This is a genomic window from Devosia sp. 63-57, from assembly GCF_001899045.1.
Lineage (GTDB): Bacteria > Pseudomonadota > Alphaproteobacteria > Rhizobiales > Devosiaceae > Devosia > Devosia equisanguinis.
In genome coordinates, this window is sequence record NZ_MKUY01000005.1 from 857702 (window position 1) to 884619 (window position 26918).

The 26918-nt window shown below is 63.9% G+C and carries 29 protein-coding genes; 21 read left to right on the forward strand and 8 right to left on the reverse strand.

The features are described 5' to 3' along the window. Position 1 precedes the first annotated feature (1 nt). Genes BGO80_RS12400 through BGO80_RS12410 form a run of 3 tightly spaced genes read left to right on the forward strand, consistent with a single transcriptional unit; the run spans position 2 to position 3326 of the window. Positions 2 to 943, forward strand: coding sequence for an ABC transporter permease (locus BGO80_RS12400; RefSeq protein WP_206437786.1), 942 nt, complete (start codon positions 2 to 4; stop codon positions 941 to 943). Further along, on the forward strand, positions 940 to 1836 hold the full coding sequence (locus tag BGO80_RS12405; protein WP_286721722.1) for an ABC transporter permease: 897 nt from the start codon (positions 940 to 942) through the stop codon (positions 1834 to 1836). The genes BGO80_RS12400 and BGO80_RS12405 overlap by 4 nt, the downstream gene beginning before the upstream one ends. Then, on the forward strand, positions 1833 to 3326 hold the full coding sequence (locus BGO80_RS12410) for an ABC transporter ATP-binding protein (protein WP_286721723.1): 1494 nt from the start codon (positions 1833 to 1835) through the stop codon (positions 3324 to 3326). Before BGO80_RS12405 ends, BGO80_RS12410 begins: the two co-directional genes overlap by 4 nt. A 45-nt stretch (positions 3327 to 3371) precedes the next feature. On the opposite strand, the gene BGO80_RS12415 is transcribed toward BGO80_RS12410, so the two are convergent. Continuing rightward, complete coding sequence (locus BGO80_RS12415; RefSeq protein ID WP_286721724.1) at positions 3372 to 4160, reverse strand: helix-turn-helix domain-containing protein; 789 nt, start codon at positions 4158 to 4160, stop codon at positions 3372 to 3374. Positions 4161 to 4494: 334 nt separating this feature from the next. Between BGO80_RS12415 and irrA the strand changes: the two genes are divergently transcribed. Next, a complete protein-coding gene (gene irrA / locus BGO80_RS12420; RefSeq protein WP_126149435.1) occupies positions 4495 to 4965 on the forward strand; it encodes an iron response transcriptional regulator IrrA in 471 nt (156 codons plus the stop codon). 133 nt (positions 4966 to 5098) lie between these two features. Here the strand turns inward: irrA and BGO80_RS12425 are convergent, their stop codons facing one another. The 5 genes from BGO80_RS12425 to BGO80_RS12445 form a co-directional block, all read right to left on the reverse strand. Further along, on the reverse strand, positions 5099 to 5620 hold the full coding sequence (locus BGO80_RS12425; RefSeq protein WP_126149434.1) for a DUF6644 family protein: 522 nt from the start codon (positions 5618 to 5620) through the stop codon (positions 5099 to 5101). An 11-nt stretch (positions 5621 to 5631) separates the two neighbouring features. Then, complete coding sequence (locus tag BGO80_RS12430) at positions 5632 to 6165, reverse strand: DUF6644 family protein (RefSeq protein ID WP_286721725.1); 534 nt, start codon at positions 6163 to 6165, stop codon at positions 5632 to 5634. Positions 6166 to 6243: 78 nt separating this feature from the next. Next, positions 6244 to 6717, reverse strand: a complete 474-nt coding sequence (locus BGO80_RS12435; protein WP_126149432.1) for a DUF6152 family protein — start codon at positions 6715 to 6717, stop codon at positions 6244 to 6246. A 14-nt stretch (positions 6718 to 6731) separates the two neighbouring features. Continuing rightward, complete coding sequence (locus BGO80_RS12440) at positions 6732 to 7811, reverse strand: alpha-amylase family protein (RefSeq protein ID WP_286721726.1); 1080 nt, start codon at positions 7809 to 7811, stop codon at positions 6732 to 6734. A 304-nt stretch (positions 7812 to 8115) separates the two neighbouring features. Beyond that, positions 8116 to 9009, reverse strand: coding sequence for a protein-methionine-sulfoxide reductase heme-binding subunit MsrQ (locus BGO80_RS12445; RefSeq protein WP_286721727.1), 894 nt, complete (start codon positions 9007 to 9009; stop codon positions 8116 to 8118). Positions 9010 to 9194: 185 nt separating this feature from the next. Between BGO80_RS12445 and BGO80_RS12450 the strand changes: the two genes are divergently transcribed. The 3 genes from BGO80_RS12450 to BGO80_RS12460 all read left to right on the forward strand — a co-directional run bounded on the left by BGO80_RS12450 (position 9195) and on the right by BGO80_RS12460 (position 11073). After that, positions 9195 to 9752, forward strand: coding sequence for a cytochrome c (locus BGO80_RS12450; RefSeq protein WP_286721728.1), 558 nt, complete (start codon positions 9195 to 9197; stop codon positions 9750 to 9752). 65 nt (positions 9753 to 9817) lie between these two features. After that, a complete protein-coding gene (locus BGO80_RS12455; protein WP_286721729.1) occupies positions 9818 to 10483 on the forward strand; it encodes a HupE/UreJ family protein in 666 nt (221 codons plus the stop codon). Next, the gene (locus BGO80_RS12460) at positions 10480 to 11073 is read left to right on the forward strand and encodes a hypothetical protein (protein ID WP_286721730.1); all 594 of its coding nucleotides are present in this window, start codon (positions 10480 to 10482) and stop codon (positions 11071 to 11073) included. Before BGO80_RS12455 ends, BGO80_RS12460 begins: the two co-directional genes overlap by 4 nt. Here BGO80_RS12460 and BGO80_RS12465 read toward each other — a convergent pair. Further along, on the reverse strand, positions 11067 to 12929 hold the full coding sequence (locus BGO80_RS12465) for a cobaltochelatase CobT-related protein (RefSeq protein ID WP_286721731.1): 1863 nt from the start codon (positions 12927 to 12929) through the stop codon (positions 11067 to 11069). The genes BGO80_RS12460 and BGO80_RS12465 overlap by 7 nt on opposite strands. 172 nt (positions 12930 to 13101) lie before the next feature. On the opposite strand from BGO80_RS12465, the gene BGO80_RS12470 reads away from it, so the two are divergent. The 7 genes from BGO80_RS12470 (at position 13102) to BGO80_RS12500 (ending at position 19014) form a co-directional block, all read left to right on the forward strand. Then, a complete protein-coding gene (locus BGO80_RS12470; protein ID WP_286721732.1) occupies positions 13102 to 13602 on the forward strand; it encodes a cupin domain-containing protein in 501 nt (166 codons plus the stop codon). A gap of 22 nt (positions 13603 to 13624) precedes the next feature. Further along, entirely contained in the window at positions 13625 to 14668 is a 1044-nt protein-coding gene (locus tag BGO80_RS12475) for a hypothetical protein (RefSeq protein WP_286721733.1), read from the forward strand. 104 nt (positions 14669 to 14772) lie between these two features. Further along, on the forward strand, positions 14773 to 16236 hold the full coding sequence (locus tag BGO80_RS12480) for an aldehyde dehydrogenase family protein (protein ID WP_286721734.1): 1464 nt from the start codon (positions 14773 to 14775) through the stop codon (positions 16234 to 16236). 26 nt (positions 16237 to 16262) lie between these two features. Beyond that, positions 16263 to 17315: a maleylacetate reductase gene (locus BGO80_RS12485; protein WP_286721735.1), complete on the forward strand. Its 1053-nt coding sequence runs from the start codon at positions 16263 to 16265 to the stop codon at positions 17313 to 17315. A gap of 7 nt (positions 17316 to 17322) precedes the next feature. Next, the gene (locus BGO80_RS12490; protein ID WP_286721736.1) at positions 17323 to 17628 is read left to right on the forward strand and encodes a YciI family protein; all 306 of its coding nucleotides are present in this window, start codon (positions 17323 to 17325) and stop codon (positions 17626 to 17628) included. After that, positions 17621 to 18031, forward strand: a complete 411-nt coding sequence (locus tag BGO80_RS12495; protein WP_286721737.1) for a Rieske (2Fe-2S) protein — start codon at positions 17621 to 17623, stop codon at positions 18029 to 18031. The genes BGO80_RS12490 and BGO80_RS12495 overlap by 8 nt, the downstream gene beginning before the upstream one ends. After that, entirely contained in the window at positions 18028 to 19014 is a 987-nt protein-coding gene (locus BGO80_RS12500) for an AAA family ATPase (protein ID WP_286721738.1), read from the forward strand. The genes BGO80_RS12495 and BGO80_RS12500 overlap by 4 nt, the downstream gene beginning before the upstream one ends. 85 nt (positions 19015 to 19099) lie before the next feature. Here BGO80_RS12500 and pcaQ read toward each other — a convergent pair whose 3' ends face one another. Continuing rightward, positions 19100 to 20035, reverse strand: a complete 936-nt coding sequence (gene pcaQ, locus BGO80_RS12505; protein ID WP_286721739.1) for a pca operon transcription factor PcaQ — start codon at positions 20033 to 20035, stop codon at positions 19100 to 19102. Positions 20036 to 20135: 100 nt separating this feature from the next. Here pcaQ and BGO80_RS12510 point away from each other — a divergent pair, with 100 nt between their 5' ends. The 7 genes from BGO80_RS12510 (at position 20136) to BGO80_RS12540 (ending at position 26870) form a co-directional block, all read left to right on the forward strand. After that, positions 20136 to 20987 carry a CoA transferase subunit A gene (locus BGO80_RS12510; RefSeq protein ID WP_126149418.1) on the forward strand — a complete coding sequence of 284 codons (852 nt, stop codon included), beginning with the start codon at positions 20136 to 20138 and terminating at the stop codon, positions 20985 to 20987. Beyond that, on the forward strand, positions 20984 to 21766 hold the full coding sequence (locus BGO80_RS12515; RefSeq protein ID WP_286721740.1) for a CoA-transferase subunit beta: 783 nt from the start codon (positions 20984 to 20986) through the stop codon (positions 21764 to 21766). Before BGO80_RS12510 ends, BGO80_RS12515 begins: the two co-directional genes overlap by 4 nt. Then, positions 21767 to 22969, forward strand: coding sequence for a 3-oxoadipyl-CoA thiolase (gene pcaF / locus BGO80_RS12520; protein ID WP_286721741.1), 1203 nt, complete (start codon positions 21767 to 21769; stop codon positions 22967 to 22969). A 107-nt stretch (positions 22970 to 23076) separates the two neighbouring features. Next, positions 23077 to 23985, forward strand: a complete 909-nt coding sequence (locus BGO80_RS12525; protein WP_286721742.1) for a helix-turn-helix domain-containing protein — start codon at positions 23077 to 23079, stop codon at positions 23983 to 23985. Positions 23986 to 24125: 140 nt separating this feature from the next. After that, positions 24126 to 25436 (forward strand): ABC transporter substrate-binding protein, encoded by a 1311-nt coding sequence (locus BGO80_RS12530; protein ID WP_502686560.1) that lies wholly within the window; start codon positions 24126 to 24128, stop codon positions 25434 to 25436. A gap of 4 nt (positions 25437 to 25440) precedes the next feature. Next, positions 25441 to 26169 carry an ABC transporter ATP-binding protein gene (locus BGO80_RS12535; RefSeq protein WP_126149413.1) on the forward strand — a complete coding sequence of 243 codons (729 nt, stop codon included), beginning with the start codon at positions 25441 to 25443 and terminating at the stop codon, positions 26167 to 26169. Then, positions 26166 to 26870: an ABC transporter ATP-binding protein gene (locus BGO80_RS12540; protein ID WP_286721743.1), complete on the forward strand. Its 705-nt coding sequence runs from the start codon at positions 26166 to 26168 to the stop codon at positions 26868 to 26870. Before BGO80_RS12535 ends, BGO80_RS12540 begins: the two co-directional genes overlap by 4 nt. Positions 26871 to 26918 lie beyond the last annotated feature (48 nt).

Below are 26918 nucleotides of genomic sequence, written 5' to 3' on the forward strand. Positions count from 1 at the left end.
CATGACGCTGGCGGCAGCAATTCTTCGCCGATTGCTCCAGGCAGTGCTGACGGCCCTGGTCGCCAGCACGCTGGTCTGGGCCCTGCTGCCGCTGGCCCCCGGTGACCCGGTGATGCGCATCCTCGAGGCCAGGCACATCACCGAACCAAACGATCTGCAGATCGCCAATCTGCGGGCGGAAATGGGGCTCGATCAGCCTCTGCCGCTGCAATATCTGCAATGGTTGGGCAAGGTGGCGGGGGGCGACCTCTCCACCTCCTACCGCACCGGCCGTCCGGTGCTGGCCGAAATCGCCGAGCGCCTTCCCGCGACCTTGCTTTTGCTGGGCACGGCGCTCGCCGCCTCGGTGCTGCTCTCGATCATGCTCGCCATCATCGCCGCCGCCTGGCGTGACCGCTGGCCCGATCGGATCATTCTCTTCTACACCCAGATCGGCGCGGCGCTTCCCACCTTCGTCTTCGCGCTGCTGGTGCTGCAATATCTGGTGGTCGGCGCCGGCATCGGCAAAGTCCTGCCGCAGGGCACGCTGGCTCTCGTGCTTATTCCCGCCCTCACCATCGGCATCGACCGTGCCGCGGGCTGGACGCAATTGCTGCGCGCCAGCCTGATCGAGGCCGGCAATGCCAATCATGCCCTCGTCGCCCGCGCCCGCGGTGCCACCCGCTGGCGCGTGCTGCTGCGCCATGCTCTGCCCAATGGCATGCTGCCCTTCCTCACCTCCATCGGCATCAGCATCGGCGCGCTGATTGGCGGCGCCCCGATCATCGAGGAAATCTTCACCTGGCCCGGTGTCGGTCGCTATGTGCTGCAGGCGCTCTCCGCTCGCGACTATCCGGTCATCCAGGGTTTTGTGCTCTTGAGCGGCTTGAGCTATGTCGCCGCCAGCCTGCTCGTCGATATCGTCGCCATGCTGCTCGATCCCCGCCTGCGGAGTCCGGCATGACCCTGCTCGATCGCTTTGCCGCCGTCGCCCGTCCCGCCCCCATCGCCATGACGCCGGGAACATCGCGCCGGCTCTGGCCGCGCCTGCTTGCCCATGGCGGTTTCCGCACCGGGCTGGTGCTGGCGCTGGCGCTGCTGATCCTGGCAGCGCTTGGTCCCTTCATTGCGCCCTATGAGCCAAACTGGCCCGATTATGCCGCGACCCTCAAGCCACCCGGCGCCGCGCACTGGCTGGGCACCGACGCCACCGGCCGCGACGTGCTCTCGCGCCTGCTCGACGGCGCCCATCGTTCCATCGGCGCAGCGGCGCTGGTGCTGGGCACCATCTTTGCGATCGGCCTCGTTGTCGGCACCATAGCGGGTCTGGCCGGCGGGATCGTCGATACCGTGCTCATGCGCCTGGTCGATGTGATGATGACCTTGCCCGGCCTGGTGCTGGCCTTCGCCATTATCGGCATTCTGGGCCCCGGTTTTCTCAACCTGCTGCTGGCTTTGGTCATTGCCGACTGGGCCTATTATGCCCGGCTCTCCCGTGCGCTCACCCTGTCGGCGCGGCAGCGGCCCGATGTGGTGGCGGCGCGCATGGCCGGCATCGGCTGGCCGCGCATTCTTTTCGGCCATATCCTGCCCGGCGTCGCCCTGCAATTGGCAGTCGTCGCCACCCTGGGCATGGGCGGCATGATCGCGGCCATTTCCGGCTTTTCCTTTCTCGGCCTCGGCGTGCAGCCGCCTTATGCCGAATGGGGCGCCATGCTGGCCGAATCCCGGTTCTATTTCCCCATCGCTCCCTGGCTGCTGCTGGCCCCGGCTGTCACCATCTTCGCCTCGGTCATGGCCTCCAACCTCATCGGCAATGGCCTGCGCGACGTGCTCGAACCCAAGGGCCGCTCATGACCCTTTTGTCCCTCACCGATCTCTGTGTCGACTATGGCGATGCACGCCTCGCCCTCAATCGCGTCAACCTCTCCGTCGGGGCAGGGGAGTGCGTGGCTCTGGTCGGCCCCTCCGGCTCCGGCAAATCCACCATGGCTCGCGCCATTCTCGGCCTCCTGCCCAAGGGCGTCGCGGCGCGCGGCGCTGTCGCGTTCGAAGGTCGGGACCTCTTGCAGCTGGATGAGGCGGCCCTCCGCCCCCTGCGCGGTCGACGCATCGGCTATGTCGCGCAGGACCCCTATCAGGCCTGCGATCCGCTGCGCCCGGTGCATGATCATGTCGCCGATGCCTGGCATGCCCATGGTCTCGGTCTGCCCGATGGCGCGGTGGCGAACGGCCTCGAGACCGCGGGGATCACCGAAACCGCCCAGCGCATGTGGCAATATCCGCATCAATGGAGCGGCGGCATGTTGCAGCGCGCCTCCATCGCTGCGGCCACCGCGCACAATCCGTCCCTATTGATCGCCGATGAGCCCACCAGTGCCCTCGACGCCGACCGTGCCGACGCCATTCTCGACATGCTCAAGCAGTCGGGCAGCGGCATCCTGCTGATCAGCCACGATCTCGAGCTGGTGCTGCGCCATGCCGATCGCATTGCCCTGCTCGATGCCGGGCGGATCGTGGAGACCGGTCCCGCCACGGCATTCGACCTTGAAAAGCTGACCGGCCCGCGCGCTCAATCCCGTCCGTCTGCCGCCCGGCGCGCCGCCAATGCCACGCCGCCGCTGCTGACGCTCGCCGGCGTTTCCCGCCGGTTCGGTGCCGGCCGCCACAATCGCACCGTGCTCGACAATCTCGACCTCGCCATTGCTCCGGGTGAGATCATCGGCATTACCGGCCCGTCCGGCTGCGGCAAGTCCACCTTGCTGCGCCTCGCTTCGGGGCTCGATCGACCCGATAGCGGCGCCATTACCCGGCATGCGGCGATCCGCGCGCCCGGCACGGTTATGCCGATCTTTCAGGACCCGGTGGCCGGGCTCAATGCCCGCTGGCCGATCTGGAAGAGCCTGACCGAGCCGCTGACGGCGCCGCATCTGCCGCGCCTCTCGGGCCGTGAGCGCCGTGCCCGAGCCCTATCCGCTCTCGCCCAAGTGGGCCTCGCCACGCTGGACCCTGAAAGCCGGCCGGGCGAACTCTCCTCCGGCCAGTGCCAGCGCATCGCCGTGTCGCGGGCCCTGATTGCTGCCCCGGCATTACTCCTGGCCGACGAGCCCACCAGCGCGCTCGACACCGTTTCGAAATACCAGGTGCTCGATCTGCTGACCGCCGCTTCCGCCTCCGGCACCGCCATTGTCGTGGTCAGCCACGACCGGGCCATGCTCGAAGACATTGCCGACCGCGTACTGTGCTACGCCGATGGCGCATTCCGTCCCCTCGACGCGCGACCCCTGCAATCGCCTAGTGCGTTTCACATTCTGGTTGATGCGGTTCCATCGCCCCCTCCCCCTTGAGGGGAGGGGGCGAACGGCCCTGAGTCCACTTCAGTTTGAAATGATCTAGCCCGCGCGCTGCGCCCGGCGATAGGCAGCGGGGGTGGTCTGGAAGTGACGGCGGAACATGCGCGTCAGGTGCTCCTGATGGGTAAAGCCGCAGTCCAGCGCGATCTCGGCAATCGGCTTGCTCGTTCGAGCCAGCAATTGCTGGGCACGCTTGATGCGGACGCTGATCAGATAGCGATGCGGCGGCATGCCGACTTCGGATGCAAAGACCCGCGCCAGGTGGCTCGGGCTGCGATAGGCGGCGTCGGCAATATCCTGCAGCCCGATCGAGCGGTCGGCATTGGCTTCGATATAGTCGATGGCGCGCACCACTTCCGGCGAAATCACCCGCCCGCTATCCGATGTGCGCCAGACCGGCCTGACGCCCTGATGCACTGCCATGATATGCGAGGCCATGCACCGTGCCAGATGATCGGTGAAGGACGGGTCGGGGTCGGCAGCGTTCATCGCCGTAACGCCGGCCATGCACAGCATTGCCAGCATGGGTTCGGCCTCGAGTAGGCGCGAGTCGAAGGGGACCCTGGAGGGTTCCTTGCCGGTCATGTCCATCGCCACTTCGTTCCAGATTTCCTGGCGGATATAGAGATGGACGGTATCGGCCGGTTCGCATAATTCCGCCTCGAACGGCTCGTCGGGCGCGACGAAGCGGATCGAGCCGGCAGGGGCGTGCACCTGCTTGTCCCGCTTGAGGTCCATATAGCCGATGATCTGCTTCTGGTGGAACACCACCAGCGGGTCACGGGCAGAGAACGAGCCGCGAAAGGGGTTCTCCGTCTGCGACGACATGTAAAGTGAGCGCCAGTTGAGACCATCACTGCTTTTTTGATTTTGCACGCCGGGCAAGGCCAGCATGCCATGCGTCTCCGCCACCCCAAAGGGGCGCTTCGACATCCTCCACTCGGTGACCATTTTTCCGTTGTGTTGTTTGGGGCCAACCCATCAAGAGTAGCTGAGAACGCGGATTGTGCAAGGCAGATGAAAGTATCAGGCGGGCCGTTTCGGCGCGGTCGCGCTGCCTGCCCGCAAGAGCTCGCCTTTACTCGCCTGTGCAAGAAACCAATCGCTTTGGGCAGGCTCGCCTTTGCGCCGACGCCTATCGTCATGGGCAGGAGGATTGCCCATGCATTCTGATATTTCTTCGTCTTCCCAATCGTCCGCGCCCGCTCTCGAGCCAACCGAGTGCAGCCGCCGCGCCTGCCTTACCGCCATTCTGCGGATGGCCGGCATGCGCCCGACCCGGCAGCGGCTCGATCTGGCCGACCGGTTGATCGGGCGGGACCGCCATGTTACCGCCGAGGAGCTCTATGTCGAAACCGCCGCGGCCGGGCACGAATTGTCCCTTGCCACGGTCTATAATACGCTGCGCCAGTTCCAGAGTTCGGGCCTCGTGCGCGAGCTGGCCTTCGAGGGCATGCGCAGCGTCTTTGATACCGATACCTCCCGGCATCACCATTTCTATCTCACCGAAGAGTCGCGCATTATCGATATTCCCGCCCACACTCTGGCGGTGACCGATCTGCCCGGTATTCCTGAAGGCTACGAGGTCAACCGCGTCGAGGTCGTGGTGCGCCTGCGCCGCAAGGAGCATTGAGGCGCCCGCATCTCGGCACCTGCTGGAAAATGAAAACCGCCCGGTTCGCAAGAACCGGGCGTTGCAGTTGACGGCGTCAGGGAGAACGGGTCGCTTCCGGCAAGACAGTGGTGCCGGAAGCGGGGAACAGGGCCTAGAGGGCGGCGAAGGGATCGGCGCCGGCGGCCGGCGTAAAGCCGATCATGCGGCCGAAGACCACGATGGCAGCCCAGAGCAGGATCGAGAGCAGCCCGGCAATGCGCGCCGAATTCGGCGGTGGCTGGGTGGTGTCCCAGCTCTTGACGTCGCGGGCGGTGACGAATTCGAAGACGAACATGTTGAGCCCGGCCAACACCAGGAGCGCCATCTTCACCTGGAAGCTGACATTGATGGCAATACTGGTGGCATTGGGCAGGAACAGCAGGATGCCCGAAGTGACCGCCAGGGCGAAGCCGATCCAGGTCAGATGCAAGAGGTCGTGGGCGACGCGGGTGAAGGGACGGTTGGTGGAGGCGACGCCGAGCAGGCGCAGATCGACGATGAGAATGGTGCCGAACACCATGGCCACCGCCAGCACATGCAGGCTCTCCACCACCGGATAGGTGGCGCCGCCGGTGTTCACCCATTGGGCGAGGTCGGAATATTGCAGGCTTTCGAGCAGTGCAGTGAAGTCCATGTCAAGCACTCCTACGAGCCGGCGTAGATGGAGGCGATCGGGGATGCAGGGCCCCAGATCAGCGGGTCATAGGCGATGAAGCGTCCCATGAAGATGATGATCACCACCATGGCCACCGTCACGATGGCAGTGACGCGCATCTGCGGGGTGCCCCTGGCCTCGGTGTCGGCAAGGCCGGCATTGACACGCACCGTGCGCATGAAGCGGGCCGAGATGACGATGAGGGCCACCAGCAGCGCCATCTTCACCCAGAAGGAGATGGCCATCAGCTCGCGAATGGGCTCGGCCATGATCAGGATGACGCCGGTCAGCGCCAGCAGCGCCAGCGCCGTCCAGGCCCAGGGGGCGAAACGATCCACTGTCTGGCGGATGGAAACGCCGCCCCAGCTGACCCCCACCACGCGCAGCGCGGTGATCAGCACCGAAACGAAGACCACGGCAATGGCCATGATGTGAATGGATTGCATCGTGGGCACGACCCATGGGGACGTGGCCATAGCCAGGCTGAGAGGGGATTGGCTCAGCTCTATAAGAAGTTCAACCATTTAGAGGGCATCCTCCTCTGCCCGGACAGAAAAAACGGGGTCGGAGACATCGGTCTCCGACCCCTGATTGAAAGACGATTACTGGATGCCTTCGCCCTTCTTGGCTTCTTCGAGGGACATGTAGCCCTTCTCGATCCAGGTCGGCCATTCGGCGGCGCGCTGGTTGGCGCGGCAGCCGGCATCGGCCGGATTGTAGACGGTGCCATCGGCAGTGATGAACAGGCCCGAGGCACCGCCATTGCGGCCGTCGCGCAGCGGGCACATCACCACGGTGATCTCATCGCCTTCCTTGAAGGTGTCGCCCTTCATGGAGGGATTGCGGGTGAGAAGGCCCGGAGGGGCGGAGCCCTCGAAGGCCCAGACCTTGCCGTCTTCGGTCTGCAGCATCATGAAGGTGTGCGGGCTGGTGAAGGCCCAGCGGGCGACCTTGCCCTTGAGCACGATTTCGACGTCAGGGTTGAACATCGAGAAGCTGTGGTGGGCGAAGGCGGCCGTGGCGGACGCCGCGCCAATCGCGGCGGCCAGGGCCAGGGCGAGATATTGCTTTTTCATCTGCAGGGGTCCTTTTACTGTGCGGTTCCTTCGGCAGCGCCGAAGAAGTCGTCGAAGTCGGTTTCGCCAGGGGTCTTGGTCTGACCCGACAGGTCGGCCGGCAGATCCGGGTTGCGCATTTCGTGCCAGGTCTTGCCGCTCTCGCCCGGCAGGCGGATGGTGGTTTCGTTGTCATCGGTCTTCTGCTGGACGTTGCCGTCGCAATCCCAGTGGCGCATGCGATAGCCGGCGTCCTCGATGGCTCCGGCCTTGGTCCAGGTATAGACCCCGCTCAGTGGCTTTAGCAGACTGACCGGATCGTAGAAGGTGACCTGGGCGATGAGGCGCTGCATGCCATTGGCTTCGGTGACAAGCTTGTAGACCTCGATGATCTCCATTTCGTTGGAGAACGGCGGGTAGCCGCGGAAGTAGTCTGCCGGCCACATGTCGTTGCTCCAGACCACGAGCGTGTCGTCGATCCAGAAGCCGATGCTATCGCCCGTGGGCGAATGGGCGCCGTCGATGTTCTTGTGCTCCTGGTCGATGTAGACGCGGCGGGTTTCATTGGCCAGATCGTTCAGCCACCAGGACTGGGACGGGGTATTGACCCACTCGCGGACATAGGGCTCGAGCAGCCAGCGCGGAATGCCGGTGGCTTCGCAGGTGGTCAGCCGGTCATAGGGCTGTTCGTTATAGGGGATCATGTGCTCGCGGCGCGCCTTGAAGGCGGCTTCGTATTCGGGCGTCAGGATACCCTCGGCAACCTCACCACCGGCCGAAAGGCCAGGAGGAATTGGCCCGACGAAGAACGGTGACACGCCGCCGCGCAGGGCGATGCTGTTCCAGCTGGCTTCCCAAAGACCTTCCCACTTGGGAACGGATTCATAGGTGTGCTTGGTGCCGCCATTGGCCATGCGCTTCAGGTAATTGAAGTGCTCTTCCGCGGTCTTGAAGGCGCGCGGCGGCGGAACCACGGCGACGGCAAGCGGATTGGGGGCGGGTGCCGCTGCGGGCGCTGCCGGCTGGGTGGTCGTCTGGGCAAAGCTCAGGATCGGCGCGCTGGCCGTCAGCAATAGTCCCAGCGCAAAAGCGCCCAAGACGTGTTTCGTCTTCATGGTATTTCCTCTCCTCGGCCGACTGACTGCTCAGAGGATGGCCAGCCGTTTCCATCCCCCTTTTGCGGCGCCGTATGGGGCGGCGCCTGATTGCGATCTCCCACCCGCAATCCTCGCAGCGCGTCACAGCATCAGAATTATATAACCAAAACTCATATTTTTATTGGTTCGGCTATATAGTGCGTCTGAGTGTCATTCGTGCTGGGGCAGCCCTCGCTTTGCTGCAATCCCATAATTTCAGGGGTTACCGGCATATCCCTGCACGGAGCTTGCTGATCATTTGCATGAAACGATCATGTTTGCGTCAGGACCGGGATATCGCCTTTGGTAATGTCTTGCGCCGAACCAGCGCTGCAATCGTTACAGTCGCCGCCATCCAGGCCAGCAGCATGGCCACCGGGGGAACGCCGAGATAGATCCAGAGATCGAGATTGAGATTGTCCGCCAGCGCCGCCCAGACATCCTGCCCCGTGCGACCGGCCTGAACGCTCACCAGCCAGAGCGGCTGCAGCAATAGCGCAAACAGCGCCGATGCAAGGCCAAGGCCCGCCAGCGCCTTGGGGTCATTGCCCAGGCGCCGCTGCTCCAGCAGCCGCCAGCCCATCAGCCAGACATAGGCGCCGGCCATCAGGAACGGTACGCCCTGCAGCGAGCCGGGCGAGAGGAGGAAATGCAGCACCGCGAGAAACGCCGCTGCATAGACAAGAGTGTGCAGTTTTTTCCAGCGCTGGCCCATGCTCCGGATCACCCCGTCAAAGGAGGTGAGGGCCAGCGCCAGCAGCACGATCATGGAAAGGGTGGCGATCCACAGGCTCAGCCGCCCGGCCAGTTCGCTGCCTAAGGCCGCCCAGTCCCAGAAGCGCAGGCCGAACCAGGCGATGACATGCAGGACGCAGTAACAGAAGCTGGCCACGCCCAGGAGCCGCCGCAACTGCGCCAGCCTGCCGATCCCGGTGATCCGGCGCAGGGGCGTGACGGCAAGGCAGGCGAGCAGCAGATAGGTGGCCCACAGCCCCGAATGGTAGATGAGGTTCACATAGGGTGAGGGAAAATCCCAATTGCCCGAGGCGAACTCGCGCCCCATCCACAAGCCCGGCAGGCAGCAGCCGACAAAGACCACCAGCTTCGGAAACGAAAAGCGTCCCGCCGCATCGCACCAGGGCATGGACTGCCACAGCCGCAGCGCATGATCCGCCATGGTTTCCTCCTCACCATTTGGAGCAAGGTTAGGCTTTTCGCCGCGACGCGGACTGTATGTTCCAATCCCAGCCCTGCACGTTTCGGTGGCGCCATGGTGCGTCTGGTGCAGGCTTTTCCGCCGATTGTGCAGGACGCAACCAGCGTGTGCTTGGTCTTCTTGAGCAAAACCGAGGAGGGTATGCGATGCGTCGCGAAATGCTTTTTGCCGGCCTGGCCGGGGTAATGATGCTGGGCGGAATGGCCCTGCCGCCGGCCCTGGCGCAGAACGCCCCGGGCCCCGCCGAGACCGCGCTGACCAGCCAGCAGGATACCACGCTGGCCCGGCGCCTCCTGATGCACAGCATCGGCGCCAACAATGACATCGTGCACGATATTCTCGACGGCACCCTGCCCATGGATGATCTGGAACTGCGCGGCCGGCTGCAGTCGATCGGCGCCGCGCTCTATGCCATGCCCAATCTGTACCGGGCCGAGGCCAATCCCTATTCGGAGGAAGCCGAAAAGGCCGATGCGCTGCATGTGTCGCTGGCCAATGACAAAGTCTGGGAAGATTTCACCACCTTCCGCGACCTGTCTTACGCCGCCTTCTTCAAAGCCCAGGAGGCCGCGGACGCCACGCCCGACCAGATGCTGGCACGCGTCGAGGAGCTCGAGGTCATGTGCGACAGCTGCCACGAGACCTATCGCACGCCCTTCGAATATTTCGACTTCGACCGCATCGAGGACTTCCTCACGGAATGATCGCAAAGGCTCAGCCGTGCGCGCCCTCTGGGCGGCTGGGCCACCCGGCGCCGACCGCCCCCGCATTGGCTCTCATCGTTCTGGTGCTTTCGGCAATCCCTGCCATTGCCCATGGCGTCGCCGGGGGCGATGCCGCGTTCCTGGAAACCGCGCACGGTGTGCAGTTCTGGCCCTATCTCTATCTGGGCGCCAAGCACATGTTCACCGGCTACGACCACCTGCTGTTCCTGCTCGGGGTCATCTTCTTCCTCTATCGCCTGCGCGACGTGGCCATCTATGTGACCATGTTCTCGATCGGCCACTCCATCACCCTGCTGTTCGGCGTGCTTTCGGGGCTGCGGCTCGACGCCCATATCATCGATGCCATCATCGGCTTTTCGGTGATCTACAAGGCCTTCGACAATCTCGGCGGCTTCCGGAAGCTACTGGGCTATTCGCCCAATCAGAAACTGGTGGTGCTGGTCTTCGGATTGATCCACGGCTTCGGCCTTGCCACCAAGCTGCAGGATCTCAGTCTCTCTGCCGATGGCCTCGTGCCCAATATGATCGCCTTCAATATCGGGGTCGAACTCGGGCAATTGGTGGCGCTGGCCTTCATTCTCACCGTCTTGCAGCTTTGGCGCAGCACGCCCGGCTTCACCCGCCAGGCCGCGGCCATCAATGTGTTGATCATGGCGGCCGGTTTCGCCCTGGTGCAAATGCAATTGGTTGGATTTTGGAGCACGCCATGAGCGCCGACAGCCCCGCCCCCATGCCACATCCGACGACCCGCCAGCTGGCGCTGCAAGTGGCGGGCGCCGCCCTTCTCGGTACGGTCCTCACCCTCACCGTCATCCTGCCCACCGAATATGGCATGGACCCCACCGGCTTTGGCGCACTGACTGGGCTCAATACCCTCTCCGCGCCGCCTGAAGTCGTGGTGGAAACCCGCTTCTCAGCCCCGCCCGAGATTGCACGGCCCGAGCCCCTGCCGTTCCGGCAGGATGTCATCACCGTGCCAATCGGCGCCTTCGGCCGCACCCTGGGCGCCACCGAATACAAGGTGACGCTCGCCGAGGGCCAGACCATGCTCTATTCCTGGAAGGCCTCGGCCCCCATTCTCTTCGAGTTCCACGGCCATACCACGCCCACCGATGGCAGCCCCGCCGAGGTGATGGACTATGGCAAGGGCACGGCACAGGAGGGCAATGGCGCCCTGACTGCCCCGCTCACCGGCATCCATGGCTGGTACTTCGCCAATCCTACCTTCGAGGACGTCACAGTCGAATTGACCCTGGCCGGCTTCTACACCCTAGAACCCGGCCTCATCGGCATTCACTGACGCATCAAGAGGGCGTCGAGCGCCCCGATCAGGGCCGGGCCCAATTCCTCGATGGCGTCGATGCGGCGGGCCGAGCGGTAATATGTGTCGACATCGTGCCGCACGCCGATGGCGGTGAGCTCGATCTGCCCGCTGCGTTCGATCTCCCCGATCACCTCGCGCAGGTGCCGGTCGAGAATGTCCTTGTCGTCATTGGCCTCGATGGTCGCCTGGTCCACCGGCGCGCCGTCCGAAATCACCAGAAGTATGCGGCGCTGTTCCGAGCGCCCCATCAGCCGCCGCGCCGCCCAGGCCAGCGCTTCGCCGTCGATATTTTCCTTGAGCAGGTCGGCCGACATCATGGCGCAAAGATTGAGCCGGGCGCGCCGATAGGGTTCGTCGGCGCCCTTGTAGACGATGTGGAGGAGATCGTTGAGCCGCCCCGGATTGGCCGGCCGGCCGGCGCGCAGCCATTCCTGCGCCGATTGCCCGCCCTTCCAGCCCATGGTGGTAAATCCCAGCACTTCGGTGGTCACCGAGCAGTTCTCCAGCGCCGCGCAGATGAGGTCGGAAGCAATGCAGGCGAGCTCGATGGTCTTGCCGCGCATCGAGCCGGAATTGTCGATCAACAGCGTCACACAGGTGTCGCGAAACCGCGATTCCTCTTCCTGCTTATAGGCGTCGGCAAAGCCGGGATTGACCACCACGCGGTCGAGGCGGGAGGCATCCACCAGCCCTTCCTCGAGATCGAAACTCCAGGAGCGCGTCTGCTTGGCCATCAGCCGCCGCTGCAATTGCGTCACCAGCCGCGCCATGCTGCGCCGATTGGCGCTGCGCCGCTTGTCCAGTGTTTCCTGCGCCTGCCGCATGGTCTGCTGCGGCACCAGGTCTTCGGCGCGCGCCACCTGATCGTGTCGCGTCGTATAGGCCCGATAGGGCAGGGGACGCGCCTGCCGCAGCACCTCCAGCGGCGGCCAGATCGAGGGCGCGTCCTCGTCTGCCGTGAGTGCATCCGGCCCCGGCTCGAAGCTCTCGTCCTCGGTCTGGTTCGAGCCATGTTCGAGATCGCCCTCGTCCGGTCCGCCGCCGGCGCGATTGCTGATTTCGCGCCGCACCGGTCCCTCGCCGCGTCCGTGCAATGCCGTGTAGAGCGCCTCGATAAAGGCGCTGGCCGCTGCGCCATAGGCGCGCTGGTCATCGATATTGGCCTTGAGCGCATCGAGCTGCCGCTGCAGCCGCTCATGCATCCAGCGGTTCCACATCCAGAAGCCGGAGGTGGGAATGGATGGCTCGCTGCGGCCGACCAGCGTATCGCCCACCACCATGCGAATGGCTTCTTCGAGCGGCACCAGCGAGGCCAGATGCGCGCCCAGAAGATCGGATTTGGCAAGCCGCGCCAGATGCGCGGCGGCGAGGTTGTCGCCAATGCCCTTGAGCCGCGCGGCGCCGGCCGCCTCGCAGCGCAAGAGCTCGAGCAGGTTGAACAGCCTCGCATCTCCCGGACGCTCCGGGGTGACTGCAGCATGGATATCGGCGTCGTGATAGCGCAGGAACAGCGCGGCGGAGTCGATGCGGCCGCGCAGCGCCGGCATATTGTCCGGCCGCAATTCGTCGAGCCCAGCCCGCAATCCACCCGCGGGATCCGCCTCTCCGATCTGCACGTCGATATCGTCCCGACCGGCCAGCGAGCGCGCCGCCGCCGAGAGTTGGCCGGCCAGTTCGAGCTGGTGGCGTTCCGTGCTCTGCTTCTCGCGCATCTCGGCGCGCGAGCGCATGGAATCGGGGTCCGACCACAGCGCCAGCCATTCGGCACCATTGCGCACCTGGCCCTTTTCGTCCCGCTTGAGGATGGTCGACCGGATATCTTCGTCTGCCATTTTCTCGTTCCCTGCTGCAGTCCGAAAATAACGCAAAAGAGACTGCAGCGGGCAGTTTACGGGCGCGGAATGCGCAGAAGGATGCCCGCTTTGTGCAGGCCCCCAAGCGCCTCGATTGCCTAGTCTTTCCGGCGAAGGTCCAGCACCGACACAGTTCCAGAGGAGGTTCGCCGTGGGTCAGTACACCACAGATTTCGGCTCCATTCATGCCTATAAGAAGGGTGGCGTCACCGCCATCGACGATGATCCGAAGCGCTATGTCTTCTCCAACATGTTCGAAGTCGCCGCCAAGTCCGCGCCCTATGAGCGCGTCGCCGTCGCCAAGAACTTCGAATATGTGATCGAGAGCGCCAAGGCCGAGGGCGATTCCCCTTGGTACACCGCCGCCCATGACGAGTTTGTCATCTCCATGGATGGCAAGGTGCGCGTCGACTTCATCAAGCTCCCCGATCCCGATGCCCTGGTCGACCCCGAGAGCGAAGGCGCTGTCCAGATCGACGGCAAGCCCGACGGCGCCAATATGGGCTATGTCGTCCTCGGTCGCGGCCATATGGCCATGCTGCCGGTCGGGTCCGCCTACAAGTTCAGCGCGGCCGAGACCTGCACCATCCTCATCCAGTCCATCGACGGCGCCGTGACCCAGCATAAATGGGCGCAGTTCTGCCAGAAGTAATTCCGAGCAAGGAGACACCGCCATGGCTATGAAAGAATCCGCTTTCGCCGGCACCGAAGAAGAGATCAGCAATCCCCGCGGCCTGCCGATCAACAGCAGCTATGCCGTCAACCCGGCCGACAATATCACCGGCTACAAGTCCTTCCAGGCCGGCTCGTTCAAGTTCCACCGCGACGAGTATTTCTGCTACGTCACCACGCCTACCGCCGTGCATACCATGCCGGCCGACGCGTTCTTGCGCGCCCTGATGCGCGACGTCGCCTGGGGCTTTTTCTACGGCACCGTGAACTTCGACCAGGTCTTCGGCACCACCAATTACTATGGTGAAGTCGACATGTTCATGGGCGCCACCAACGAGGCCTATACCTCTGCCGGCCGTGACTTCGTCGAGCGCTTCAAGGCCGACAAGCTCATGGACGTGTTCAAGCAGATGGTCTCGGACTGGACCAATGAGGGCTACGACCCCTTCGCCGCGCCGATGGAAACCGGCGTGCCGTGGGGCATCAAGAATGGTGACAATGACGAGGCCGTGAGCCGCGAACGCGTCACCGCCCGCCGCATGGTCGGCCTGCCCGGCGATACTCCGGTGCGCACCGACACCAATGGCTATCCGGTCAACCGCATGTTCGACGACGTGCCGCAGGACCAGCCGGAAGTGCATGCCGAGCCGGGTTTCGAGCATGAAGTCTCCGCCTATAATCTCTTCGGCTACCTGTCGCGTTCCGACGTGACCTGGAACCCGTCGGTGTGTTCGGTGGTCAAGGACAGCCTCTTCTGCCCCACTTCGGAGGAATACATTCTCCCCGTCGAGCACGGCAATGATCGCTGCGAATGGTTCATCCAGCTGACCGACGAAATCACCTGGAACGTCAAGGATGGCGCCACCGGCCGCCCGCGTGCCGTGATCAACATGAAGGCCGGCGATTGCTGCTGCATGCCCGCCGACATCCGGCACCAGGGTTTCTCGGCCAAGCGCTCCATGCTCCTGGTCTGGGAAAACGGCTCGCCGAAAATCCCCGAACTGATCCGCCAGGGCCTCGCGCCCGACGTCGCGGTCGAGTTCTAGGAACGGGCGGTCGCTCCCACTTCCGCCCTGCGGCCGGTCTCCACCTCGCGTGGAGGCCGGCTGCTTAGGCACTTCAATCCCTTACAAAAGCATCGGTATCAGCTGTGCAGACCAAGCTCTTTATTGGCGGTGAGTTCGTCGATGGCCTCGCCGGGGGCACCATCCCCGTGTTCAATCCCTATTCCGGTGAGATCATCTGCGAGATCGCCGAGGCGCGGGCCGAGGATGTCGATCGCGCCGTCACCGCTGCCAAAGCCGCGCAGTTCGCCTGGGGTCGCGCCGATGCCGCTGACCGGGGCAATCTGCTGCTCAAGCTCGCCGATGCCATCGATGCCCATGCCGACGAGCTGATCGAACTCGAAGCGCTCGATACCGGCCATCCGGTGCGCGATGCGCGCAAGCTCGACGTGCCGCGCACCTCGCGCTGCTTCCGCTATTTCGGCGGCATGGCCGACAAGTTCGAGGGCTTTGTGCCCCCGGTCTATCCTGGCTTCCTCAATTATGTGCAGCGCGAGCCGGTCGGCGTGGTCGGCCAGATCGTGCCGTGGAATTTCCCGCTGATGTTCACCAGCTGGAAAATGGCCCCGGCTCTGGCCGCCGGCAATGCCATCGTCATTAAGCCGAGCGAACTGACCCCGCTCTCGACCCTGCGCATCGCCGAATTGATGCGCGATGTCGGCTTCCCCGCCGGTGTCGTCAATGTGGTGCCCGGCTATGGTCACACTGCCGGCGCCCGCATTGCCGAACACCCCGAAATCTCCAAGGTCGCCTTTACCGGCTCGACCGCCACCGGTCGCCGGATCGTCCAGGCTTCGGCCGGCAATCTCAAGAAGGTGCAGCTCGAGCTGGGCGGCAAGGGCCCCAATATCGTCTTCGGCGATGCCAATGTGCGCGCCGCCATCGGCGGCTCGGCCTTCGCCATCTTCCACAATCAGGGCCAGGCCTGCATTGCCGGCTCGCGCCTCATCCTGCACAAATCCATCGCCGACGAATTCCTCGACGGCTTCACCAAATTCGCCCGCTCCATCAAGCTGGGCGATCCGCTCGATCCGGCCACCGAAATGGGTCCGCTGACCTCCAAGCAGCACCAGGAGCGCGTTTTGCACTTCTCCCAGGTCGCCAAGGACCAGGGCGGGGAAATCCTCACCGGCGGCAAGCAGCCCGACCGCGACGATCTCGCCAAGGGCTATTTCGTCGAGCCCACCATCGTGCGCGCCAAGCCCACCGACCGCGTCAGCCAGGAAGAAGTGTTCGGCCCCTTCGTCACCGTCACCACCTTCGAGGATGACGAGGAAGCCCTCGCCATCGCCAATGGCGTGCAATACGGTCTGGGTTCGGGCCTGTGGACCGCCAATCTCACCCGCGCCCACAAATTTGCCCGCGATATCCGCGCCGGCATGGTCTGGGTCAACTGCTACAAGGTGGTCCATCCGGGCTCGCCCTTCGGCGGCGTCGGCGAGAGCGGCTATGGCCGGGAAATGGGCTTCGAGGTCATGCGCGAATATACCCAGCCCAAATCTGTCTGGATCAACTTTGACTCCAAGATGCCGCCGCACTACGACCGCTAATCACCAGATAGAACCAGTGGTGGACCATGGACTTCGTCTATAATGCCAATCCTTCCCGCGTGATCTTCGGTGCGGGCAGCCGCGCTAAGGTTGCCGAGGAACTCGATCGTCTCGGCATCGAGCGGGCCATCGTCATCTCGACCCCGGATCAGTCGGGGCTCGCCGCCGAAATCGCCAAGGCCATCGGCGGCCGCGCCGGCATCATGTATCCCGGCGCGGTACAACACACCCCGGTCGAGGTCACCGAATCCGCACTGATGGCGGTCAGTTCCGTGCGTGCCGACGGGTGCCTCGCCATTGGCGGCGGCTCCACCACCGGCCTCTCCAAGGCTATCGCCTATCGCACCGACCTGCCGCAGCTGGTGATCCCCACCACCTTTGCTGGCTCGGAAATGACCCCAATCCTCGGCCAGACCGAGGCCGGTCGCAAGACCACCGTCTCCGACCCCAAAATCCTGCCCGAGACCGTCATCTACGATCCGGAGCTGACGGTCACCATGCCCAGCTTCATCTCCGGGCCCTCGGGCATGAATGCCATCGCCCATTCGGTCGAGGCGCTCTATGCCAAGGATCGCAATCCCATCATCTCGATGATGGCCGAAGCCTCGATCCGCGCCCTGGGCGGCGCCCTGCCGACGCTGATGGACGATCCGAGCAATCTGCACGCCCATTCCGAAGCGCTTTATGGCGCCTGGCTGGCCGGGGTCTGCCTCGGCGCCGTCGGCATGGCCATCCACCACAAGATCTGTCACACGCTGGGCGGCACGTTCAACCTGAACCATGCCGACATCCACGCGCTGATGATCCCCTACACCTCGGCCTATAACCGCGACGCCGCGCCCGAGGCCATGGCCAGCATTGCCCGCGCCCTTGGCACGGTTGATGGACCGACCGGCATCTATCAGTTGACCCAGCGTGCCGCCAGCAAGCGCTCGCTGGCCGAGATGGGTCTCACGGAAGCCGATCTCGACACGGCCGCCGATATCGCCCTGCAGAACCCCTATTACAATCCGCGCCCGGTCACCCGCGAGGGCGTGCGCGACATGCTGCAGGCCGCCTTCGAGGGCAGGGCGCCCTGAGGTCGGGATGGCATATTTCTGTGTCCATGCCCTGGATCGACCCGGTCGGCTCGCCGACCGCCAGCGCCTGCGCGAAGGCCATCGGGCCCGCCTCCGGCAGCATGATCATCCGGTCAGCGTCCGCATAGGCGGCCCGCTGCTCGACGGTGCCGGCGCCATGATCGGCACCATGCTGGTGATCGAGGCCGAGAACCGCGCCGCGGTCGAGACCTATCTGGCGGGAGACCCCTATATGCTCGAAAACCTTTTTGAGACCGTCACCATCACCGGCTTTAACTGGGGCCTGGGCCAGCCGGAGCCCGCCGATGGCTGACGCACTTTCCAAGCCCGATCCCACCCTCTGGCGCACCCGCCCGCGCGCGCCCATGCCCGGCACGGTGCTGGCCCCGCTCGAAGAGCTGGCCGATGGCGCCGCCAAGGAGTTCGTCTTCGGTCGCGGCACCACGGTGTTTTCCATGTTCGTGGTACGCCGCGGCCAGGCGGTGTTCGGCTATCTCAATATCTGCCCGCATTATTCCTCGCCCCTCAACCACCGCGCCGGCCATTTCCTCAACGAGGATGGCAGCCGCATCCGCTGCACCATGCATTTCGCCGAATTCCGCATCGAAGACGGTTTTGGCGTGGCCGGCGCGGCGCAGAACTGCTGGCTCGACCCCGTCCCGGTGCATGTCGAGGACGGCAATATCGTGATTTCCCGCCCCGGAGGCCAAGCGTGATCCAGGAACTGTCGCCCGGCGCCCGTCCGGATATTGAGCTCTCCATTCGCGACACCTTCGGCCTCGATGTCGAGGGCACGGTCCCGGCCTTTTCCACCCGCGACGAGCATGTGCCGGCGCTCGATCCCAGCTATCGCTTCGATCCGGCCACCACCATGGCCATCCTTGCCGGCTTCAACGGCAATCTGCGCGTGCTGCTGCAGGGCCGCCACGGCACCGGCAAGTCCAGCCATATCGAGCAGGTGGCCGCCCGCCTCAACTGGCCCTGTCTGCGCCTCAACCTCGACAGCCATGTCAGCCGCATCGATCTCATCGGCAAGGACGCCATCGTGTTGCGCGACGGCAAGCAGGTCACCGAATATCGCGAGGGCCTCTTGCCCTGGTGCTATCAGCGCCCGGTGGCGCTGGTGCTCGACGAATATGATGCGGGCCGGCCCGATGTGATGTTCGTCATCCAGCGTGTGCTCGAGGCCGAGGGCAAGCTGACCATTCTCGATCAGAACAAGGTCATTCCGCCCAATCCGTTCTTCCGCCTGTTCGCCACTGCCAATACGGTGGGCCTGGGCGACGTCACCGGGCTCTATCACGGCACGCAGCAGCTCAATCAGGCTCAGCTCGACCGCTGGAACATCATCGCCCGGCTCGATTATCTCGATGAGGGCGCCGAGGTCGAGGTGGTACTGAGCAAGGTGTCGTTCATGGGCGAGGCTGAACGCGGCGAGATGCTGTTGCAGATGGTGCGCATGGCCAATCTGACCCGCGCCGGCTTCGCCGCTGGCGATGTCTCGGTGGTGATGTCGCCGCGCACCGTCATTTCCTGGGCACAGAATTATCGCGTCTTCGGCGATCTCGACTTCGCCTTCAACACCGCCTTCCTCAACCGCTGCGACGAGGCCGAGCGCCCGCTCTACGGCGAATATTACCAACGCGTCTTCGGCCGCGAACCCGCCAACACCACCCCAGAGAACTGGAAACGCGTCTAGCTCTCTTCCCTCTTTCCTCTCCCTCTCGGGGAGAGATGGCCGCAGCGCAGCGAAGGCCGGGGGGGCTCTTCCGTGCCCCTGCACGTCAGCCCCGCGCTGCCACCTCCGCCGCCGCTTCGCGCACGGCGTCGAGCAAAGCGCTGGTGACCACGCTCAACTGTTCATTGCTGCGCATGGTGATGCCCACCGGCCCATGACTGGCGCTGGTGTCGAGCGCCAGCGCCACCAATTGCCCGATCTCCAGGTCATGGGCGACGACGCTGCGCGAAATGGTCCAGATGGCGTCGTTCTCAAGCGCATAGGCGCGGGCAAAGCCGTTTGACACCGTCTCGATCTCATAGCGGAACCGGCCGGCGCCTCCAGCGATGAACAGCGAATCCACGATCGGCCGGATGATGGCATTGGCCGGTGGCAACAGCATCGGATAAGGCTCAAGCTCGCGATAGCTCAGCGTCGGCTTGCTTGCCAAAGGATGGCTCGGGCGCACCGCAAAGGTCAGCTGTTCGGAATAAAGGTGTTCGAAGATCAATCCGTTCATCACCTCGGGGCTCGCCAGGCGCCCGACGATGAAGTCCAGATTGCCATCGCGCAGCATGGCCAGCATGTGGCCGCTGGGGCCGCTTTCCACATGCACCCGGCAGGCAAACGGGGTGTGCATGAAGCGCTCCACGGCGCGCGGCACCACTTCCACCTCGACGGTCGGCAACGCGCCCAGACGCACCACGGTGTGGCTGGACCGGTTGAGGTCCATGCTCTCGATCCCCTCGCGGATCGCCGCAGCCGCCGCCATGGCATGGCGGGCGAAAATCTCGCCCTGCCGGGTCAGCACCAGCTTGCGACCGGTGCGGTCGAACAGGGCGGTCTGCAGCAGGTCCTCGAGCTCGGCGATGGATTTGGACACCGCCGGCTGGCTGAGCCCCAGCGCCTGACTGGCCGGCACCACGCCGCGCTGCCGGTTGACTTCCAAAAAGCAGCTGATGTGCCGCAACTTGATACGCGGGTCGAGGAGGCTGGCCGCCATCATATCATCCAGAGTTATATATCAGGGCAAAATTATCATTTTACCGCCCAGTTTCAATGGGCAATATACAGCTATTAGTTATGGCAAAAGAAACAAGACGATGAGCAAATTTGTGCCGCTCAGCCAGGCGGTGGGAGAAAATCTGAACAATGGCGATGCGGTGGCCTTTGAAGGCTTCACCCATCTCATCCCCCATGCGGCGGCCCATGAGGCGATCCGCCAAGGCTTCAAGGATCTCACCCTGATCCGCATGACCCCCGACATCATCTATGACCAGATGATCGGCATGGGCATGGCGAAGAAGGTGATCTTCTCCTATGCCGGCAATCCCGGTGTGGGGCTGTTGCGTCGCATGCGCGATGCCATCGAGAACGCCTTTCCGCGCGGCATCGAGACGGTGGAGCATTCCCATTCGGCCATGGCCCAGGCCTATGAGGCCGGTGCCTCCGGCCTGCCGCTGGCCCTGTTCCGTGGATACAAGGGTGCCGATCTGCCCAAGGTCAATCCCAACATCAAGATGATGACCTGCCCCTTTACCGGCGAGCAGCTGGCAGCGGTGCCGGCCCATCATCCCGATGTCACCTTCATCCATGCCCAGAAGGCCAGCGAGAAGGGCGATATCCTGATCGAAGGCATTATTGGCGTACAGAAGGAAGCCGCCCTCGCCGCCAAGCGCGTCGTGGTCACGGTCGAGGAAGTGGTGCCCAGCTTCAAGGGTCTGCATCCCAATCTCTGCATCCTGCCGCATTGGACGGTCGATGCCATCGCCGTGGTGCCGGGTGGGGCGCATCCCTCCTATACCCATGGCTATTACCAGCGCGACAATGCCACCTATCTCGAATGGGACAAGATTTCCTCCGATCGTGAGCTGTTCGCCGGCTGGATCAAGCAGAACGTGCTCGAGGCCACCCCCGAGGCATTTGCCGACCGAGTAAGGGATTTGCGCGTATGACCGACTTCACGCCCAACGAGATGATGACCATCGCGGCAGCGCGCCAGCTGAGCAATGACGATGTCTGCTTTGTCGGCATCGGTGCGCCCTCTGCTGCCTGCAATGTCGCCCGTCTCACCCACGCGCCCGACATCACCCTCATCTATGAAAGCGGCACTATCGGCACCGCGCCCGATGTCCTGCCGCTCTCCATCGGCGATGGCGAATTGTGCGAGACCGCGCTCTGCACCGTTGCCGTGCCGGAAATGTTCCGCTACTGGCTGATGGGCGGCCGCATTTCCATCGGCTTCCTCGGCGCGGCGCAGCTCGACCGTTTCGGCAATATCAACACCACCGTCATCGGCGACTACAACCAGCCCAAGGTGCGTCTGCCCGGCGGCGGCGGTGCGCCCGAGATCGCCACCTCCTGCGGCGAGATCTACATCACCCTCAAGCAGGCCACCCGCTCGATGGTCGACAAGATCGATTTCTATACCTCTTTCGGCCATGGCGAAGGCGGCGACCACCGCCAGCGCCTGGGTCTCAAGACCAAGGGGCCGACGCTGCTGATCACCGATCTGGCCATCTGGCGCCCCGACCACGAGACCAAGGAATTCGTCGTGCGGTCCCTGCATCGCGGCGTCACCCGCGACATGGTGCAGGAAACCTGCGGCTGGAAAGTGCGCTTCGCCGACGATCTCGAAGAAACCCCCGTGCCGACCGCCGAAGAGCTTGGTACGCTGCGCGATCTGCAGGCGCGCACCACTGCCGCCCACAATGGCATCAAGAGGGCCGCATAAATGGCTGAAGCCTTTATCTGCGCCTATAAGCGGACACCCATCGGCCGGTTCGGCGGCAGCCTTTCGGCTGTCCGCCCCGACGATCTCGGCGCCATTCCGCTCAAGGCCCTGATGGCCGAAGCCGCCGGTGTGGACTGGGATGCCGTCGACGACGTCATCTTCGGCAATGCCAATCAGGCCGGCGAGGACAATCGCAATGTCGCCCGCATGAGCCTGTTGCTGGCCGGCCTGCCGGTGGGCGTCACCGGCACCACCATCAATCGTCTCTGCGGCTCCGGCATGGATGCGGTCATCGCTGCCGCGCGCGCCATCAAGGCCGGCGAAGCCGAGCTGGTCATTGCCGGCGGCACCGAATCCATGTCGCGGGCGCCCTTCGTCCTGCCCAAGGCCGACAGCGCCTTTTCGCGCAATGCCGAGATTTACGACACCACCATTGGCTGGCGCTTCGTCAATCCGCAGATGAAGGCGCAATACGGCGTCGATTCCATGCCCGAGACCGGCGAGAACGTCGCCCAGGAGTTTGGCGTTTCGCGCCAGGCCCAGGACGAATTCGCCGTGCGTAGCCAGGACAAGGCCGTCGCCGCCCAGGCCAGCGGGCGTCTGGCCCGCGAAATCGTGCCGGTCACCATCCCCCAGAAAAAGGGCGATGCCGTTATCGTCGACAAGGACGAGCATCCGCGCGCCGGCACCACGGTTGAAACCCTTGCCAAGCTGCGCCCGCTCTTCCCCAATGGAACGGTCACAGCCGGCAATGCCTCCGGCGTCAATGACGGCGCCGCCGCGCTGATCATCGCGTCGGAAGCCGCTGCCAGAAAATACGGGCTGACCCCAATCGCCCGCATTCTCGGCGGCGCCACCGCCGGTGTCCCGCCTCGCATCATGGGTATGGGGCCGGCCCCCGCCACCAAGAAACTCTGCGCCCGTCTCGGTCTCACCCCCAGTGCGTTCGGTGTCATCGAACTCAACGAGGCCTTTGCGAGCCAGGGCATTGCGGTATTGCGCGATCTCGGCCTGGCCGAGGATGCGCCGCAGGTCAACCGCAATGGCGGCGCCATTGCCCTCGGCCATCCGCTTGGCATGAGCGGCGCGCGCATTACCGGGACAGCGGCGCTGGAACTGTCGATCACGGGCGAGCGCTATGGCTTGGCCACCATGTGCATCGGTGTCGGCCAGGGCATCGCTGTCGGTCTGGAGCGAGTTTAGGAGAGTTAATCGGCGGGGATAACCGCCACAACAAAGTCCTCGATCACCGAGGCACGCGCTTTCAAGCGGCCGATAAAGAGCCGGAAAGCGCAAGTGGGAGAGAAGAAATGTATGCTCGACGCCCCTTCGGCATAGACGAAACGCATGGCATGCTGGCGCAACCAAGCGCCAGGATCAAAGCCAATAGTGACGGACGCGACTGGACATCCCTGTTCGCGTCCGTGCAACGGGAGACCCCCTTCCAGGGTGTGTTCCAATCCTCGCGGGACCATCTTCTGGTCCTGCATCGCGATGGCCCCGTGCAGGTGGAAAGCCTGTGCGACCGCCGCATCGGCAAGCGTGTGGTGCCCGCCGGTGGCATCCACATCATCTCGCCGGGTGTCGATTTCGGCATCAACCTCACCGGCTCCATCGAAACGGTGCATGTCTATGTGCGCCGCGCCATCATCGAGGAAGTCGCCCTCGAAATGGTCGATGGCGACCCCGCCAAGCTCGAAATCCCCAGCAGCATCGTAGAGACCGACAAGGCCCTGCATGCCCTGATCGATGCTTCCGCCTATGCGGTGGAAGATGAGAGCATCGGCTCCTCCATGTTCACCGATTATCTCTCGCGCACCATCGCTGCCCAGTTGATCCGCGGCTATTCCAAGGCCAAGCTCAAAGGTGGTGGCCGGGTGTCGGGAGCCGCCAGCCTGTCGCCGACGCTCTCGGACGCGGTGGACTACATGACCGCCAATATCGACGAGGCGATCAACCTTGCCGATATCGCCCAGGCGACCAATCGCAGCCCCAGCCATATCGCGCGCATCTTCCGCACCGAACTGGGCATGCCGCCGCATCGCTATCTCATCAATCTGCGCGTCGACAAGGCCCGCCGCCTGCTGGAAAAGACCAGCATGTCGATTGCCGAGATCGCCTATGAATGCGGCTTTGCCCATCAGGAGCATCTGACCCGCCTGTTCCGTCGTCACTGCGGAACCACGCCTGCAGCCTACCGGCGCTCGAAGCGGAACTGATCGTTTCGTGCAAGATCGGCGCTGCCGCTTGCAGGAATAAGTGCTTCGTCATCCCTAGTCTGACCTTTGCGAAGAAAAACAAAGTGGCCTGTCCCTCCATCGGGGCAGGCCTATCGCAAGGTTCATCGGAGGGAGAAGTAATGTCCAAATCCACCAAGTTTATGCCGGTCAGCCGGCGCATCTTCTTGGGGGCGACCTCGGCGCTGGCCGTACTCGCCATGTCTCCGGCCGTCATGGCGCAGGGCGAAACCATCAAGATCGGTTATGTGACGCCCCAGACCGGCCCGCTCGCCGCCTTTGCCGAAGCCGACGATTTCGTCATCAAGCAGGTCTATGACATTCTTGGTGGCAGCATCGAGACCGCCAATGGCCCGGTCAATGTCGAGATCATCGTTCGCGACAGTCAGTCCAATCCCAACCGCGCCGCCGAAGTGGCCCGCCAGCTGATCGTCGACGACGAAGTGCAGCTGATCGTGGTGGCCTCCACGCCCGAAACGACCAATCCGGTTTCGGCCCAGTGCGAAATCGAAGGCATCCCCTGCATTTCCACCGCCGCGCCGTGGCAGCCCTGGTTCATCGAGCGCCAGGCCAATCCGGGCGATCCGTCCACCTGGGAATCCTTCGACTACACCTACCACTTCTTCTGGGGCCTCGAAGACGTCATTGCCACCTATCAGGGCATGTGGAACCAGCTCGAGACCAACAAGCAGGTCGGTGGCCTGTTCCCGAACGATGCCGACGGCAATGCCTGGGGCAATCCCGATGTCGGCGTTCCCCCGGCTTTGGCCGCCGGTGGTTACACCGTCACCGATCCGGGTCGCTTCCAGAACCTGTCGGACGACTTCACCGCCCAGATCAACGCGTTCAAGGCTGCCAATGCCGAGATCGTCACCGGCGTGGTCATCCCGCCCGATCTGACCACCTTCTGGACCCAGGCCAATCAGCAGGGTTTCAAGCCCAAGGTGGTCACGGTCGCCAAGGCCATCCTGTTTCCGATTGCCGTGGAAGCCCTCGGCCCCATCGGCAACAACCTGTCGAGCGAAGTGTGGTGGTCGGCCTCGCACCCCTACAAGTCCTCGCTCACCGGCCAGAGTGCGGGCGAATTGGCTGAAGGCTTCACCGCCGCCACCGGTCGTCCCTGGACCCAGCCGATCGGCTTCGCCCATGGCCTGTTCGAGGTCGCCATCGACTCCATCAAGCGCGCCGACGATCCCTTCGATCCGGATTCGCTGGCTGAATCCATTGCGGCGATCAACCTCGACACCATCGTCGGCCATGTCCAGTTCGGTCAGGAAGGCCTGCCGCCCGTGGTTGCCGCCAACGTCTCCAAGACCCCGCTGGTCGGTGGCCAGTGGCGCCTGCAGGACGATGGCAGCTTCGAGCTGGTGATCGTCGAAAACGCTGCCCATCCGGAAATTCCGCTGGGCGGCAAGATGGAAGCTATCGAGTAGTCAAATGATCCTGAGACTTGCCGGCGTATCCAAGCGCTTTGGCGCTGTTGTCGTGGCCGATAATATCGACCTCGAAGTGGCCCATGGAGAAGCCCTCGGCATAATCGGCGCCAATGGCGCCGGCAAGTCGAGCCTGTTCAACCTCATTACCGGCGTCATCACCCCCGATGCCGGTACGGTGACCCTGGCTGGAAAGGACGTCACCAATGTGTCGCTGCGCAATCGCTGCGTGGCGGGCATTGGGCGGTCTTTCCAGATCCCGCGACCTTTTGAGAGCCTGACCGTCTTCGAGAACCTTCTGGTCGCCGCCGAATATGGCCGCGAGCATGGCCACCGCGGCGCCAACGAACTCTGCGGCTCCATTCTCGAACGCACGGGCCTTGCGCCGCACGCCAATACCCTGGCTGGCAAGCTCACGCTACTCAACCGCAAGCGTCTGGAAATGGCGCGCGCTTTGGCCACCGAGCCCAATATCGTGCTGCTCGACGAAATCGCCGGCGGCCTCACCGAGGCCGAGTGCCACGAACTCGTCGAGTTCATCAAGCAGGTCAACCAGCAGGGCGTCACCATCGTCTGGATCGAGCACGTCGTGCACGCGCTCATGTCGGTGGTCTCCCGTCTCATGGTCCTGGAATTCGGCCGCAAGATCGCCGACGGCGAGCCCCACGCCGTCATGGCCGATCCCCAGGTCCGCCGGTCCTATCTCGGCATCGATGACGAGGTCGCAGCATGACGGCCTTGCTCGAGACCAAGAACCTGGAAGTCTTTTATGGCGACTTCCAGGCCGTGTTCGGCGTCGATTTTCACGTCAATGAAGGCGAGACCGTCGCCATTATCGGTGCCAATGGCGCCGGCAAGTCGTCTTTCCTCAAGGCGCTTTCCGGCCTGGTCAAAAGCCGGCCCGACGGCATTCTGCTCGATGGCAAGCCGGTTGGCGGCAAGCCCGCCTTCGACATGGTCAAATCCGGCATTGCCCTCGTGCCCGAAGGGCGCCGGCTTTTCCCGTCCATGTCGGTTGGCGACAATCTGCGCATGGGTGAAAACGGCAAGAGCGGCGATCGCGGCTGGAACTATGAGACCATCTGCGATCTCTTCCCGATCCTGCGAGAGCGCGCCGATCAGCTGGCCCCGACCCTTTCGGGCGGGCAGCAGCAGATGGTGGCCATCGGACGGGCGCTGATTTCCAATCCGCGCGTTCTCTTGTGCGACGAGATCAGCCTTGGCCTCTCGCCCGCCGCCGTCAAGGACGTCTATGCCGCCATCGCCGAGATCAAGAAGCGCGGCACCACCATCGTCATCGTCGAGCAGGACCTCAACGCTGCCTTGAGCGCTGCCGACCGCATCTATTGTTTCCTCGAGGGCAAGGTCAGCCTGGCTGGTCGTGCGGATGAATTCGATCGTTCGCAGATCCTCGCGGCCTATTTCGGAAGTTAGGGATGGAATACCTCAACACCATTGTACAAGGCGTCCTGCTGGGCGGGC